The 15,077-nt window shown below is 65.9% G+C and carries 13 protein-coding genes; 6 read left to right on the top strand and 7 right to left on the bottom strand.

Annotated elements, in window-relative coordinates; translation table 11 throughout:
- Window positions 1–101: 101 nt before the first annotated feature.
- Window positions 102–866: a polysaccharide deacetylase family protein gene (locus ACED18_RS04340; protein ID WP_377289335.1), complete on the top strand. Its 765-nt coding sequence runs from the start codon at window positions 102–104 to the stop codon at window positions 864–866.
- Window positions 867–1,163: 297 nt separating this feature from the next.
- Here the strand turns inward: ACED18_RS04340 and mobB are convergent, their stop codons facing one another.
- Genes mobB through ACED18_RS04325 form a run of 3 tightly spaced genes read right to left on the bottom strand, consistent with a single transcriptional unit; the run spans window position 1,164 to window position 3,294 of the window.
- Window positions 1,164–1,730 carry a molybdopterin-guanine dinucleotide biosynthesis protein B gene (mobB, locus tag ACED18_RS04335; protein ID WP_377289333.1) on the bottom strand — a complete coding sequence of 189 codons (567 nt, stop codon included), beginning with the start codon at window positions 1,728–1,730 and terminating at the stop codon, window positions 1,164–1,166.
- Window positions 1,731–1,738: 8 nt separating this feature from the next.
- On the bottom strand, window positions 1,739–2,377 hold the full coding sequence (gene mobA, locus ACED18_RS04330) for a molybdenum cofactor guanylyltransferase MobA (RefSeq protein WP_377289331.1): 639 nt from the start codon (window positions 2,375–2,377) through the stop codon (window positions 1,739–1,741).
- A complete protein-coding gene (locus ACED18_RS04325; RefSeq protein ID WP_377289329.1) occupies window positions 2,374–3,294 on the bottom strand; it encodes a DMT family transporter in 921 nt (306 codons plus the stop codon). The genes mobA and ACED18_RS04325 overlap by 4 nt, the downstream gene beginning before the upstream one ends.
- A gap of 353 nt (window positions 3,295–3,647) precedes the next feature.
- On the opposite strand from ACED18_RS04325, the gene ACED18_RS04320 reads away from it, so the two are divergent.
- Window positions 3,648–6,182, top strand: coding sequence for a methyl-accepting chemotaxis protein (locus ACED18_RS04320; RefSeq protein WP_377289327.1), 2,535 nt, complete (start codon window positions 3,648–3,650; stop codon window positions 6,180–6,182).
- 259 nt (window positions 6,183–6,441) lie between these two features.
- On the top strand, window positions 6,442–6,945 hold the full coding sequence (locus ACED18_RS04315; RefSeq protein ID WP_377289324.1) for a pentapeptide repeat-containing protein: 504 nt from the start codon (window positions 6,442–6,444) through the stop codon (window positions 6,943–6,945).
- A 48-nt stretch (window positions 6,946–6,993) separates the two neighbouring features.
- Here ACED18_RS04315 and ACED18_RS04310 read toward each other — a convergent pair whose 3' ends face one another.
- Entirely contained in the window at window positions 6,994–7,260 is a 267-nt protein-coding gene (locus tag ACED18_RS04310) for an AbrB/MazE/SpoVT family DNA-binding domain-containing protein (RefSeq protein ID WP_377289322.1), read from the bottom strand.
- 201 nt (window positions 7,261–7,461) lie between these two features.
- On the opposite strand from ACED18_RS04310, the gene ACED18_RS04305 reads away from it, so the two are divergent.
- The gene (locus ACED18_RS04305) at window positions 7,462–7,905 is read left to right on the top strand and encodes a PACE efflux transporter (RefSeq protein WP_377289320.1); all 444 of its coding nucleotides are present in this window, start codon (window positions 7,462–7,464) and stop codon (window positions 7,903–7,905) included.
- A gap of 12 nt (window positions 7,906–7,917) precedes the next feature.
- On the opposite strand, the gene ACED18_RS04300 is transcribed toward ACED18_RS04305, so the two are convergent.
- The 3 genes from ACED18_RS04300 to ACED18_RS04290 form a co-directional block, all read right to left on the bottom strand.
- Entirely contained in the window at window positions 7,918–8,580 is a 663-nt protein-coding gene (locus ACED18_RS04300) for a DUF1176 domain-containing protein (RefSeq protein WP_377289318.1), read from the bottom strand.
- A 48-nt stretch (window positions 8,581–8,628) separates the two neighbouring features.
- Complete coding sequence (moaA, locus tag ACED18_RS04295; protein ID WP_377291031.1) at window positions 8,629–9,615, bottom strand: GTP 3',8-cyclase MoaA; 987 nt, start codon at window positions 9,613–9,615, stop codon at window positions 8,629–8,631.
- A gap of 428 nt (window positions 9,616–10,043) precedes the next feature.
- Entirely contained in the window at window positions 10,044–11,975 is a 1,932-nt protein-coding gene (locus ACED18_RS04290; RefSeq protein WP_377289316.1) for a murein L,D-transpeptidase, read from the bottom strand.
- Between the two features lie 421 nt (window positions 11,976–12,396).
- Between ACED18_RS04290 and fumC the strand changes: the two genes are divergently transcribed.
- Window positions 12,397–13,788, top strand: coding sequence for a class II fumarate hydratase (gene fumC / locus ACED18_RS04285; RefSeq protein ID WP_377289314.1), 1,392 nt, complete (start codon window positions 12,397–12,399; stop codon window positions 13,786–13,788).
- A 202-nt stretch (window positions 13,789–13,990) separates the two neighbouring features.
- A complete protein-coding gene (locus ACED18_RS04280; RefSeq protein WP_377289312.1) occupies window positions 13,991–15,061 on the top strand; it encodes a GGDEF domain-containing protein in 1,071 nt (356 codons plus the stop codon).
- Window positions 15,062–15,077 lie beyond the last annotated feature (16 nt).

Raw genomic sequence — 15,077 nt, 5'->3', positions numbered from 1 at the left:
GCCCGCGTGGCGGGCTGACATGCTGCCGCCACAGTGATGGACGATCTCGAAAGCCGGCCCGCCCTCGCGCGGGCCGGTTCTCGTTTGACGGTACCATCGCCATGTCGTTTCCTACTGTTCTCCCCCGTGCCGGCCTCGCGCTCGCGGTTCTTCTTTCCTGTGCGCCTGTCGCCGCCATGGCCGGGCAGGACGGGCTGGTCGAGCCGCGGCTCAATTTGCGGATCGCGGAAGCGTCCAAGGACGCGCCGCGCGTGGCGCTGACCTTCGATGCCTGCATGGGCAAGACGGATGAGCGCATTCTCTCCACGCTCGTCGACAACCGCATCCCCGCCACCATCTTCGTCACGGCCCGCTGGCTGCGCCGCAACGCGCCGACGGCCGCACTCTTTGCCGCCCATCCCGATCTCTTCGAAATCGAGGATCACGGCGCCGAGCATGTGCCGGCGGTCGATCGTCCCGTGAAGGTCTACGGCATCGCGGCGGCCGGCAGTGCCGCGGCAGTCGCAAGCGAGGTGACGGGCGGCGCCAGCGCCATTGCCGCCGTCGGCCTCCAGCCGCCCCGCTGGTTCCGCGGCGCGACCGCGAAATACTCGCCCTCGGCGATCGCCGAAATCCGCGGGCTGGGGCTGACGGTGGCCGGCTACTCCATCAATGGCGATGGCGGCGCGCTGCTCGGGGCCGCTGCGGCGGAGCGGGCCTTTTCGAAGGCGCGGGACGGGGATGTCATCATCGCCCATCTCAACCAGCCGGGCCGCGAGGCTGGCGCCGGCGTCGTGCGCGGCATTCTCGACCTCAAGGCGCGGGGTTACCGGTTCGTGCGGCTGGAGGATACGGGGGCGCGGGGGACGGACGGGACGACGGAGTGAGGCGGCAGGTGGGCTGGCGGAGTGCTGGCGGTGTGCTGGCGGTGTGCTGGTGGTGTGCTGGGCGGCGTACCCCCCCTCTGTCCTGCCGGACATCTCCCCCGCAAGGGGGGAGATCCGCCAGCGGATGGCTCTTGCCCTGACAGAGGCCACAGCGTTGTGTGGACGGCTCCCGTCAGTCAGAAGGCCTGAGAACGTTGAGGTGAAAGCGAGCGGAGGCGCCCAGCCAATCTCCCCCCTTGCGGGGGAGATGTCCGGCAGGACAGAGGGGGGTGCCCCACCCACCTACCGCACCAAAACCTAATCCGCCGAATCCCTTCCGCCCGTTTCCTCATCCATGTCCGCAGCGCCGATGCCGGTGATCGTCTCCACGAAATCGGCAAGCGCCAGCGTGTCGTCGAGGTCGAAGACGGGGAGCTTCGTGTCGGTGACCGGGTGGTCGGCGGCAATGGCGATGATGTGGGGATCGAGGGCGGCGAGCGGGGTGCGGTTGGCGGCGTCCAGCCGGCGGGCCTCTATTTTCGGGATCGGTTCGCGCTTGTAGCCTTCGACGATGACGATGTCGCAGGGGGCGAGGCGGGCGAGGATTTCCTCGAAGCCCGGTTCGGGGGCGCCGCGCAATTCGTGCATGATGGCAAAGCGGGTGCCGGAGACGATGGTGACTTCATGGGCGCCGGCCTCGCGGTGGCGGAAGCTGTCGGCGCCGACCTTGTCGATGTCGAAATCGTGGTGGGCGTGCTTGACGGTGGAGACGCGGTGGCCGCGACGCGTCAGTTCCGCCACGAGACGGACGGTGAGGCCGGTCTTGCCGGAATTCTTCCAGCCGGCAATGCCGAGGATCGGGGGGCGTTTCAGGCGGTCGGTCATTGGCGTTATCAGGCGTAGGGCAGGAGGCGGGCGGCGTTTGCCAGATCCTCCGGCGTGTTGATGTTGAAGAAGGGATCGAGCGGGCCTTCCGGCGTGTCCGTCACGGCAAATTCGACATTGACGGTCCTGAGGCCGGCGAGGAAGCCGGTGACGCGGCGCTTTTCGTCGGTGGCGACGAAGGCGGCGAGATGTTCGGCAAGGGCTGCGGGCCAGAGGGCTGCGACCGGGTGGGTGCGGCCGGCGCTTTCGGCCACGATGACGGTTCGGTCGGGATCGTTGGCGCTCTCGCGGGCTGCCGCGAGGCGGGCGGCGACGTCTGTCGGGATGAAGGGCGCATCGACCGGCGTGGTGAGCACGGCGGGGCAGGCGCGTTCGCGGGCAAAGAGCATGGCGGCATGGATGCCGGCCAGCGGTCCCGGGCGGTCGGGGAGATGGTCGGGCACCAGGCTGAAGGCGGGCGCATCCGGTGCGCTCGTTCCCGTGTCCGGCCGGTTGACGCCGAGCGGGGCGGCCTGCGGGGCGAGGCGGGCGAGGACATGGGAGAGCAGAGGGCGGCCGGCGAGCATCACCGCCGCCTTGTCCGTGCCCATGCGGCGCGACAGGCCGCCCGCGAGGATGACGGCCGGCAAGGGGCGGGCCGCGCTCATTTCGGTGTCACCGGCTCGGCCGACTGGGCGATCGCGGCGGCGCGGCGGCGGTTTTCGCGGTAGAAGGTGTAAAGGCCCGAACCGACGATGACGAGGATGCCCGAAATCATCCAGATATCGGGCACTTCCGCGAAGAAGACGAGGCCGAGGCCAATCGACCAGATGAGGCTCGTATAGCGGAAGGGCGCGACGAAGGAGATCTCGCCATTGCGCATGGCAAGCACGATGCACTGGTAGCCGATGAGCAGCAGGCAGCTGGCGCCGGCGAGATGGGTGAGGCTTGCGAGGCTTACCGGCTTCCAGCCACCGCCCGGCACGATGAGGGCCGCGCCGACGAGCGTGATGACCACCGATGTCAGCACGGTGATGAAGAGGGACGGTACCTCGCGGGCGATGCGCCGGGTGCACAGATCGCGGATCGCGGCGAAGACGACGCAGGCGACGACGCTCAGCGCCGCCGGTGTGAAGCCTTCCGGGCCGGGGCGCAGCACGATGAGCACGCCGATGAAGCCGACGATGATGGCGAGCCAGCGTCGCCAGCCCACGGGTTCGCCGAGGAAGAGGGCGGCACCCAGCGTGACGGCGAGCGGCAGGGCCTGGAGGATGGCCGCGGCATTGGCAAGCGGGATCTGGCCGAGCGCGCTGATATAGGTGAGCGATGCGCCGACCTCGGCGAGAATGCGCAGGCCGAGCACCGGGGTCAGCGCCACGCGCCCGGGGCGCAGCGCGCCGAAATGCCAGGCCAGCGCGATGACGAGGACGGAGGTCATCAGGCCGCGCAGGAACATGATCTGCGCGGTGCCCATCTCGCCGGTGACGGACTTCACCAGCGCGTCGTTCATGCTGAAGCCGGCCATGGCCAGGGCCATGAAGATGACGCCTTTGACATTGGCTGAGAGAGATGAGGCGGCGGGCATTCGGCTTCCGTGCTGGTCTTCGGCGGCTCTCCGGCAGCGTGCCGGCGGTCAGGCCACCTTCGTCACGGTGTCATATAGCATGCGGCCCGCCTGAAAAGCCGTCATGCCCCAAAATTCTCGGCAGAACCGGCTGGAGCACCCCGATTTTTGCGGAGTGTCAGGTCAGGACAGCCCGACTTGTAGCGATGCGCTGGTAAGTAAAAATTTATTCGAACCGGATCAATCTGGGGATGTTTCGACATCGCCGCATCGCGCGGCCGTGTTGCGCCGTCCGGGGGGCGGTGCGCGCGGCGCCGACCGGGGGGAGACCGGTGGTGGTCGATGCAATGAACGAAAATCAATCGGGGATTATCATGGGTTTCGTCGATCGCCTTCTCCAGCGCCTGAGAATCATCACCAAGGTGCTGCTTTTCGTCGTGCCGCTCGTGGCCTTGATCGCGGGCATCGGGCTTGTCGGCTACTTTACCGCGACGACGCTGAACGGCCATATGACGGTGACGCGCGAAACCATCAGCACGCTGTCGGATTTCCAGGCCCTGCGCTCCGCGCTGCAGGGCTTTATCGACCAGCCCGACGAGACGGCGCGGGGCAAGCTGACGGCTGCCATCGGCGAGCTCGACACGGGCGTGAAGTCGCTGGACGGTCTGTTGACGGAGGCGTCGGATCGCGCCGAGATCGCCCCGGTTCTGGCGCTTCCGCAGCAGATGAGCGGTGCGCTCGATGGTCTCTGGACGATCGAACAGGAGCGCCGGCAGGTGACGGACGAACTGGCCGGGGCGCTCGACGGCGTCAAGACCGCCGGCGAGACGGCGCGCAAGCAGCTCGATCTCGTGCGCAAGGAAGCGGGCGACAAGGAAGGCTTTGCCAAGGCGCTGCTTTTCGATGCCGCCGCCTCGCAGGGGCTGGCCGACCGGATCAAGAAATTCCGCCTGCCGGTCTCCATGGCCGCCACGCCCGAGGCGCGCATTGCCGCTGCCAAGACCTATCTTCCGCATCTCCTGAAGCAGATCGGCGAGGCCGATGCCATCGCCTCGAAGAAGATCAAGGTGCAGATCGCCGCCGTGAAGGCGGACGCCGACAAGGTGGCGGCGATCATCGCCGGCCCCGAGGATGACGTGGCCAAGAAGACGGCACTGGTGCCCGTGCTCAGCAATTTCGCCAAATACGAGGCCGATTTCATCAAGCAGGGCGCCGAGTTCTCCAACACGGCGGCGACGCGCTTCGTTTCCATGGATGCGACCGTGACGGTGCTGCGCGACCTGGTGGGGCTGATGAGCGCGACCTTCAGCGCCATGGATTCGGCTGCCCTGCATGTCAGCGAACTGCACCGCAAGCTCGACCAGCCGAGCCGCGATGCGCTGATGGCCGACCTTGCCACGCTGCGCGCCACCACGGCCGAGCTTGCCGAAAAGGGTGCGCGCAACAATGCCCTGCGCGATCTCAGCGGCAAGCTGGAGCCGCTGCTGGCCGTGATCGAGAAGGACAGCGCGCGCGCCATTTCGGTCGGCGCCAGCTGGGTCGAGGCTCGCGGCAAGGCGCAGGCGCTGGTCGCGGGCGCCTCCGCGACGCTGGAGGCCTTCGTCTCCACCGCCCAGGAAGCCGGCAAGCGCGACAGCCAGGCGTCGGCCAACCTCTCGATCTTCGCCATGGTGGCCGGTACGGTGCTGGCGATCATCGGCGGCCTGATGCTGGTGGAAACGCTGCGTGGTCCGCTGAAGCGCGTGACGGATGTGATGACGCGGCTGGCGCGCGGCGAACTCGACATCGAGATCGACGGACGCGAGCGCGGCGACGAGATCGGCGACATGGTGCGCTCCGTCGCCGTCTTCCGCGACAATGCCCGCCAGACCATTCGCCTGGAGCGGGAGGCGGAGGCCCAGCGTGCGCGCTCGGCAGAAGAGGAAGCACGTCAGGCCAGCGAACGGGCTCGCGTCGCAGCCGAACAGATGCAGGCGCTCGAAGCGCTCTCCGACGTGCTCTCCAAGCTCGCGGAAGGCAATCTGGAGGCCGGCATGGCCGAAAGCCTGCCGGCGGACTATGTCGTCATGGCCCGCACCTACAATGCCGCCGTCGAGGCGCTGCGCGCCACGCTTTCGGACGTGCGCGACGTGACGCAGGAAATCAACGGCGCGACCGGCAACCTTGCCTCCTCGTCGGACGATCTGGCGCGGCGCACGGAACAGCAGGCCGCAGCGCTCGAGCAGAGCACGCGGGCGCTGCGCGAACTGACGGAGATCGTGCGCGGCACCGCCGACAGCGCGCGGCGCACGACGCTGTCGGTCGACGAGACCTCGGCCCATGCCCGCCATTCCGGCGAGGTGGTGACGCGCGCCGTTGCCGCCATGGCCGCGATCAACCGCTCCTCGGAGAAGATCGGCACCATCATCGGCGTCATCGACGAAATCGCCTTCCAGACCAACCTGCTGGCGCTGAATGCCGGCGTCGAGGCGGCGCGCGCCGGGGAGGCCGGTCGCGGCTTTGCGGTCGTCGCGCAGGAGGTGCGGGAACTGGCACAGCGCTGCGCGGGTGCGGCCCGCGAGATCAAGGGCCTGATTTCCGAAAGCGCCGGACAGGTGCGCGAGGGCGTGTCGCTGGTCGAGGATACCGGCAAGGCGCTCGGCGTCATCAACGAGCACATCAACCAGATCCACGGCCTCGTCAGCACCATCGAGGCGGCTGCCGCGGAGCAGTATCGCGGCCTCAACGAGGTCAACACCGCCGTTCACGAAGTGGAGCAGCTGACCCAGCAGAACGCCGCGATGGTGGAGGAAAGCACCGCCGAAATCCACACGCTGCGCAGCCAGGTGGAAGCGCTGAACGAGAAGATCGAGCGCTTCAAGACCGGCACGCGCACCGTCGGCGGGGGGTATCGGCGCCACGCGGCGTAAGGCTTGAGGAGCACCGGGCAGAGCGCCGGGGACTGAATTTTGGCCGGCGGCTCGAAAGGGCCGCCGGTTATGTTTTGTGTGGCGGGTTGACAGGCCAGCACCAAAATGCAGGACTGGTTGTGGCTTCGTGCAGCCCGCCGCTCACGCCGGTTCCCGGTCTGGTGAATGCATGTGACGAGACACGGTTCCGTAACGCCAGCCCTTGGCGATCGGTCAGCAATGTGAGCCCTGACGCAGAGATCGCCCGAAAGGAACTGGCATGTTCAGGACACATGGCATCAAGGCGATGGCGAAGACCCTGCGCCAGGCGCTTGCCGAGCGCAAGATCGATCTTTCCCACAGCGACTGCCTCGAATTGATCGCCCGGCAATTCGGCTTCAGGGACTGGAACGGTTTTTCTGCGGAACTGGATTCGTCGGCGGTCGACAGGCCGCTATCGTTTTCCGTCGTCGGCGAAGCGATGCGTCTGCATCGCACGACGGAACGGCTCGACGTGAACGATACGGATCTTTCCGGGTCGCGTTTCAACGACGCCAATCTCTCCGGCACGTCCTTCAACCAGATCAACTTCTCCGGTGCCCGCTTCAATGACAGCAACATGACCGGCTGGCATGTAAATGACGTGAACCTTGCCGGATCGACCTTCCAGCACATCAATCTCTCCGGCGCCATCTTCAGCGATTGCCGTCTGTATGGCGCCACGCTGGACGGCGTGCCGATAGAGGATCTTTTGGACGCCTACAGGACGCGTCCGCAGACATAGGCGAGACTTGATCGTCTGGGCGGGGACGGCGATGTGCTCTGAGCTTCCTCAATCGTCGCTCAAGCGCCCCGCCCATCCGGCAGCGGTCAGGTGGTTGATCTCGTCGATGCCGAGCGGCGTTGCGCGACGGGGCGTCCCGTCGAGGAGGGTGAAAAAGGCGTCGAGCGTGTTGGCGGGCCCGTTTCCACCGAGTTTCACCGAACCGTCCGGCAGCGCTTCGACAACCAGCGTTCCACCGGCCGGAATACCCAGATGCAGCATCAATTCGGGCGTCAGGGTGACCTGTCCGTCTGCCGTGACGATCAATGGGAGCATGGCGGTCTCCATCATGGTTTCGCAGAGTGTGGATCGCGTCTGCCTGACCGTCAATGTCTGGCAACCCCGGCGCCCGCACAGCCCGAAAGTTGCCTTTTCGCCCCACCCTTGCTATATCCGCTCGCGTTGAAAGAGGACGGCCTCTGCCCTGTCACGGGGTCTTTTCGCACGGGACGACCCGGGCTTATCGGAGGTCTTTCCATGCGCACGCTTCCCGACCGTATTCGTCATGCCATCAGTTTCGAGGTGATCGGGCTTCTGCTCGTGACGCCGCTCGGCGCTCTGGCGTTCCACATGCCGCTCGATGACATCGGTGTGGTGACCGTTGTCAGCGCCACCATCGCGACGGGGTGGAACTTCTTCTACAATGTCGGTTTCGACATGGCGCTGAAGCGGCTGACCGGCTCGACGCAGAAATCCTGGTGGGCGCGCGTCTGGCACGCCGTGCTGTTCGAGGCGGGGCTTCTGATCGTGCTGGTGCCGTTCATCGCCTGGTATCTGCAGGCGTCGCTCTGGCAGGCGCTGGTGATGGACGTGTCCTTCTCGGTCTTCTACGTCGTCTACGCCTATGCCTTCAATCTCGCCTACGACTGGCTGTTTCCGTTGCCGGAATGGGCGGCGGAGGCTGAAGAGCGGGCCGGCTGAGGGCGGCTGCGATCAGGGCTTCGGCTTCTCCGCCAAGTCGAGCACGACGATGCCTTCGTCGGTCTTTTCATTGTCGAAGCCGTCGAAGGTCGGGTTCACCTCGTAGCGGGTGAGCACGAAGCTGTCGTCCCTGAACTCCCAGCGGCCGTGGTCCCAGGCGTCGCCGATGCCGCGCCACAGGCCGCGGCTGGTGATGGTCCGGGTGGCCAGGTCGAAGCGGGCGTTGACGAGGATGCTCGTCGCCTTGTAGCCGGTGATGCGCGGCGGGCTCTTTAGCTTGGTCTGCTCGTCGTCGGCGTAGTCGAGGCCGAGATCGGGGCTGGCGAAGGACAGCAGGCGCGGCGTCTCGTCGTCCTGCGTCTTGATGACGAAGGCGAATTGCAGATTGTAGGCGCCGATGGAGCAGAGCAGCTTGTAGAGGGTCGCCTCCGCATCCGGCTGATCGGCCGTGTACCAGCTCGGACGATACTTGAAGGTATAGACGGTGTGGCCGGCCGCGTCCTCCGTGCCATCGGCAACGACGGGCGTTTCCTCGGGATCGCGCATCAGGCAATCGACGCCGAGCGCCTTCTTCGCCACGTCCTCCGCCTCCTTCAATCCGGCCGGGCGCTCCGCCGACAGGGCCGGGGCGGTAGCAAGAAGCGTGAGGGCGAAGGCGCAGATGAGGCGGCGCATGGGCAGGCTCCGGATCCCTGGATGGCTGGCGGGGTTGGCGGCAGGCGATCAGCCGCCGGTGACACTCATGTGGCGGCCGATGGCAGGACGATTGCGCCGATCGATGACAAAATCATGGCCTTTCGGCTTGCGGGCGATGGCCGCATCGATGACGGCGGAAAGATGCGCGTCATCCTCGCTGGCGCGCAGCGCCGTGCGTAGGTCGGCCGCATCCTCCTGTCCCAGGCACATGTAGAGCGTGCCGGTGCAGGTCAGCCGCACGCGGTTGCAGCTCTCGCAGAAATTATGGGTCATCGGCGTGATGAAGCCGAGCCGGCCGCCGGTCTCGGCGACGGTGACGTAACGGGCGGGGCCGCCGGTGCGGTAGGGACTGTCGGTGAGCGTGAAGCGCTCCGCCAGATCGGCGCGCACCTTGCTGAGCGGCAGGTAGAGGTCGGTGCGGTCGGCGTCGATCTCGCCCATGGGCATGGTTTCGATCAGCGTCAGATCCATGCCGCGTCCGTGGGCCCAGGCCATGAGGTCCGGGATTTCGGCCTCGTTGTCGCCCTTCAGCGCCACCGCATTGATCTTGACGGCGATGCCGGCGGCCTGCGCGGCGTCGATGCCCTCGAGCACGCGGGAGAGGTCGCCCCAGCGGGTCAGGCGGCGGAATTTCTCCGGGTCCAGCGTATCGAGCGAGACGTTGATGCGTTTGACGCCACAGTCGGCCAGCTCGGCGGCGAAGCGGGCAAGCTGCGAGCCGTTGGTGGTCAGCGTCAGCTCGTCCAGCCTGCCGGCTTCGATCTCCTTCGACAGCGCCCGGATGAGGAACAGGATGTTCTTGCGCACCAGCGGCTCCCCGCCGGTCAGGCGCAGCTTGCGCACGCCCTTGGCGATGAAGGCGCGGCAGAGGCGGTCGAGCTCCTCCAGCGTCAGCAGGTCGCGCTTCGGCAGGAAGGTCATGTCTTCCGCCATGCAATAGGTGCAGCGGAAATCGCAGCGGTCCGTGACGGAGACGCGCAGATAGGTGACGGCCCGGCCGAAGGGATCGACCATCGGCTCGTTTGCGCCGCCGATGGCGGTTCCGGTCGTCGGTGTGGCGATGCTGTTCACGGGTCTGCTGATCCTGCCGCGCGGGGTACGGCATTATATGGCGCGGTCAGAGGCATAATGCAAAGCGGGCAGGGCGGATTGATGGCGGATTGCGACATGCAGCATGCGGGTTGCGGTGGGCGGGTTGCGGTGGGCAGGCAGAACCGTGCTTGCGGTCGAAGACGACGGAGCGTGGGTGAAAGGGGAGCCTGCCAGCGGGCACCTCATGTTTCAGGATGATCCGTTGACTGTTCAATCCGGTGACGCGCCACCTTCTCCTCCGTCATGCTCGGGCTTGACCCGAGCATCCCTGCGGCAAACGCTGAGCCTGCGGTGTGGATCCTCGGGTCAAGCCCGAGGATGACGGTGAGCTGGGCGATGTTCTGCCCCTATCAGCCCTGAGCCTTGCGGGCCTTTGTCGTCGCGTCGAAGGCACGCTGCATGTACATGTCGCGGTCGTAGACGTCGTCGAAATATTCGACCTTGCCGTCCTTGTTCGGCCAGGCCGTGAAATAGGAGACGTAGACCGGGATCTTCGGCGTGGAGACGGCCTTGTTGGCCCCGCCGGCGATCTGGCGGCCGATATCCTCGACGGTGGTGCCGAGCACGGCGGCGGCCATCTTGCGCGGTTCGGCAAGGCGCACGCAGCCATGGCTCAGCGCCCGCATGTCCTTCTTGAAGAAGCTCTTCGACGGCGTGTCATGCATGTAGATGGCATGGCTGTTGGGGAAGAGGATCTTCAGCTCGCCGAGCGCATTGTCGCTCGACGGCGGCTGGCGCACGGCAACGCCTGCGGTGGAGCCGTACCAGTTGACCGAAGAGGAGGCGACGGCGCGGCCGCCGACTTCGACCTGGTAACCCAGGCGGTCGAGATAGGACGGGTCGTTGCGCAGCTTCGGCAGCATCTCGTTGACGATGATCGACTGCGGAACGCCCCAGTAGGGGTTGAATTCGACGGTCTGGATCTCGTCCTGGAAGAAGTAGGTCTGGTTGCTCTTCGAGCCCACCACGACGCGCATGGCGAACTGCTCGCGGCCCGCTTCGTGGTAATAGGCCTGGAAGGCCGGCTGGTTGATGAAGACGTAGCGGCTGCCGAGATCGGCAGGCAGCCAGCGGGCCTGCTCCATGGCGATCTTGACCTTGTCGATGCGGGCGGCATTGCTGTCGCCGCCGGTCATGATGCGGATGGAGGCATTGCCGACGACGCCGTCGGGTTTCAGGCCGTGTTCCTTCTGGAAGGCTTCGACCAGCGCGACCAGTTCCGGCGTGTAGTCCGGCGTGCCCTGATAGGCTGCGAGCGTTGCCTGATGGGCGGCCTTCAGCGCGTCGGAACCCTTTGCCTTGATGGCGGCGACGATATTGGCGAGTTCCGGATTGCTCTGGCCGGGCTTCAGGAGCGTGCCGGGCGCAATGGTGATGCGCGGCGCGCCGTCGCCGGCCCCTTCGAGCGTGGACAGCTCGCGCATCAGCGCCATGAACTGCGGGCTGGACGGATTGAGCTGCGTCAGCGCGAAGGCCGGGGCATCCGAGGTGGCGATCGTCTTCAGCGTCGCGACGAGGTCGACATCCTTGCGCTTGAAGTCGTGATAGCCGGAGATCTTGTTGGGATCGATGCGGCCACGGATCGTGTCGGCGGCATAGGTCGCGACGGCGGCCGTCAGCGCCACGTCGAAGCGCACGAGTTCGCTCTGGCGGGCGGCAATATCGGTCGTCTCGGCGGCATTTGCCGGACGTTCCACGGCATAGTCGGCGGGGTCAAGGCCGACGCGCTCGGCGCGGGCCAGCATCGCGATGACGGCATCCGCCTTCGGCGTCACGCCGTTGCCATCCACCCAGACGAGGCCGGCATGGCCGGCATAGAAGCTTTCGACCGCCTTGGCGATCTCGGCCGGAGCGCGGACATCGACGGACGCCGCGACCGGGCGCGCGCCGGAGGCGGCCGGCGTCTCAACAGTCGGCGTTGCGGCGCTGTCGAGCGAACCCGTCACGACCGGATCGGCCACCGTCTGGCTCGCGATCGTCGGGGCAATTAGGCCGGCGGTGGCGATGCGGCGCAGCGGCTCTGCCTTGTAGGTATAGTAGCGCGGGCCGGTGATCTTCTGCACAGGCGCAGGCTTTGCCCGCGGCTCTTCGATGGCCATGCCCTGGGACACGCCGGGCAGGCTGGTTTCCGACGCCTGCGGCGGGGCCTGCTCGCTGACGCGCGGGCGACCGCCACGAATAATGTCCATCAGCGTCAAGGCCGCTGCCGGCCGCGCATCGAGGGTCACAAGGGCACAGCCCGCCAGGAGGGCGCAAAACGCCGCGGTCGTCTTCAGTTTCATCGGTCGTGAATTCCCTGTCTTGCTCACCGCGGGAAACGGTCTGCCGTCGCGCGTCGCCCCACGTCCATCAACCTATAAGAAAGGATGGTGAATGAAAAGAAAACGCGCTGTCTCCCGGGGAACCGGTGATGACAAAAAATCCAAGAAAATCTGTGGGTCCGAAAACGTCGCCGGCAACGGCGGCAATTTTGCAACAGGGGCGCCGGGCAAGGGGATCGTGGCGCTCCTCCGGCGCCCGGAACGGGGTGGCGGCATCAAAATCGCAGGCGCCGTCACTCTAAACGATTGTAGGGCGCAAAGCCCCTGCGCCGTCTCTTTACAAGGTCGCTTGCAATGGTCCACAGAAGGGCCCCGAAAGCGCCGGAGAGAGGGCGGCAAATGCCGGCCGGCGCGTCAAACAAGGACGAAGGCAGGAGACGGCATGACCTCCACGCGCACCGAGACAGATACATTCGGCCCGATCGACGTGGCCAGCGACCGCTACTGGGGTGCCCAGGCGCAGCGCTCGCTCGGCAACTTCAAGATCGGCTGGGAAAAGCAGCCGCTGGCGATCGTGCGTGCGCTCGGCATCGTCAAGCAGGCCGCCGCCCGCACCAACATGGCGCTCGGCCGCCTGGACCCGGCCGTCGGCGAGGCGATCGTCAAGGCAGCGCAGGAAGTCATCGACGGCAAGCTCAACGAGCACTTCCCGCTCGTCGTCTGGCAGACGGGCTCCGGCACGCAGTCCAACATGAATGCCAACGAGGTGATCTCCAACCGCGCCATCGAGATGCTGGGCGGCGTGATGGGCTCGAAGAAGCCCGTTCACCCGAACGACCACGTCAATATGAGCCAGTCGTCGAACGACACCTATCCGACGGCCATGCACATTGCCTGCGCCGAACGCGTCATCCATGACCTGCTGCCGGCGCTGAAGCACCTGCATGCGGCGCTGGAAGCCAAGGTGAAGGCCTTCGACCACATCATCAAGATCGGCCGTACCCATACGCAGGATGCGACTCCGCTGACGCTCGGCCAGGAATTCTCCGGCTATGCGGCGCAGGTTGCCTCCTCCATCAAGCGTATCGAGATGACGCTGCCCGGCCTTCAGGAACTGGCACAGGGCGGCACCGCCGTCGGCACGGGCCTCAATGCGCCGGTCGGCTTTGCCGAGCAGGTGGCGGCCGAAATCGCCAAGATCACCGGCATTGCCTTCACCTCCGCGCCGAACAAGTTCGAGGCGCTGGCCGCGCATGATTCCATGGTCTTCTCCCACGGGGCGATCAACGCCACGGCGGCGGCGCTCTTCAAGATCGCCAACGACATCCGCTTCCTGGGCTCCGGTCCGCGGTCCGGTCTTGGCGAACTCTCGCTGCCGGAAAACGAGCCGGGCTCCTCGATCATGCCGGGCAAGGTTAACCCGACCCAGTGCGAGGCGCTGACGCAGGTCTGCGTGCAGGTGTTCGGCAACCACGCGGCGCTCACCTTCGCCGGCAGCCAGGGCCATTTCGAGCTCAACGTCTACAATCCGCTGATGGCCTACAATTTCTTGCAGTCGGTGCAGCTGCTCGCCGATGCCGCGATCTCGTTCACCGACAATTGCGTCGAGGGCATCGAGGCCCGCGAGGACAACATCAAGGCAGCACTCGACCGCTCGCTGATGCTCGTCACCGCGCTGGCGCCGAAGATCGGCTATGACAATGCCGCCAAGATCGCCAAGACGGCCCACAAGAACGGCACGACGCTGCGCGAGGAGGCCGTGGGTGGCGGTTACGTCACCAACGAGGAGTTCGACGCGGTCGTCCGTCCCGAGACGATGATCAGCCCGGCCTGAACCGTCGGCTGATGCTTTCGCAACCAAAGCGGGAGGCTGGCTTTGCCGCCTCCCGCTTTTGCGTTGCGTTCATTTCTGGGTGCATCCACCCGTAGCCGGGGTGCGAATTGTTTTGCCACAACGATCCGTGCTTAACGCTTTGAAAGTAATTGATCCCTAATGATACAAAAAGTTGAAAAATATCATGACGTGGGGTCGTCATATGGCCGCTGCTCCAGCGCAGAAGATGCCGGTACCAGATATCGCAGCCCAGGTGACGCATGCCATGCGCGTGATGGGGATCGCGCCGATTCCGCGAAACTATGAGCTTTATTACGAGGCTTACATCGGCTCGAACCCGAAGCTGACCAAGGAGCTTGCGGCGCTCGGCAGCAAGGCCACGCAGGAAGAGCTTGACGAGATCGGCATGCGCTACTTTGCGCATATCCACCGCCCGGCGACGCTGGAGACGGCGCATCGCAACCTGTCGGCACAGCTCACCGAGATCCTGAACATGCTGCGCGACGAGCAGCATGCGCTCGAGAACTACAACCAGATCCTCGGCGAGGCCTATCGCAACATCAACGGCAAGAGCGCAACCGGCGTGGAACTGCTGCGCCATGCGATCAACATTCTGGCCGATGCGACCAATGCGACGATGACCGAGGGCAAGGAGCGCGTCGAGAACGTCGTGCAGAAGTCCTTCGAGATCGAATCGATCCGCCAGGAACTCGACGAGTACAAGCGGATTGCCAACACGGACTCGCTGACGCGGCTCGCCAACCGTCGCGCCTTCGACGAGCGGCTGACGGGCGTCTACAATTCGGAGAAGTCTCGGCACACGACCGGCCTTCTGGTCGCGGATATCGACCACTTTAAGAAGGTCAACGACGCCTACGGCCATCCGGTGGGCGACAAGATCCTGGCGACCGTCGGCAATCTGATCCGCCTGACCGTGCCGCGCGAGGCTTTCGTGGCGCGCACCGGCGGCGAGGAGTTCGCCGTCATCGTGTCGGACCTTTCGCCGGAGGAATGCCAGGCCGTGGCCGAGCGGGTGCGCGCGGCCGTGGCCGCAACGCCCTTCAAGAATTCCAAGACCGGCATCAATTACGGCCCGATCACGCTGTCCATCGGCATCTGCATGGTCTCGGAAGCCGACGACCCGACCGACCTTTACCAGAAGAGCGACCTGGCGCTCTACTGCGCCAAGAATGGCGGCCGCAACCGCGTGGTCCATTACGAAGACGGCATGCGCAAGGACAGCGGCAAGAGCTGGCTGATCTATCGCCGCTGACACGTCCGGGAATTAC

The organism is Rhizobium sp. SG2393 (assembly GCF_042610495.1).
Taxonomy (GTDB): Bacteria; Pseudomonadota; Alphaproteobacteria; order Rhizobiales; family Rhizobiaceae; genus RU20A.
Note: the sequence above shows the minus strand (reverse complement) of the source record. Positions and strands in the feature narration are given on the sequence as shown.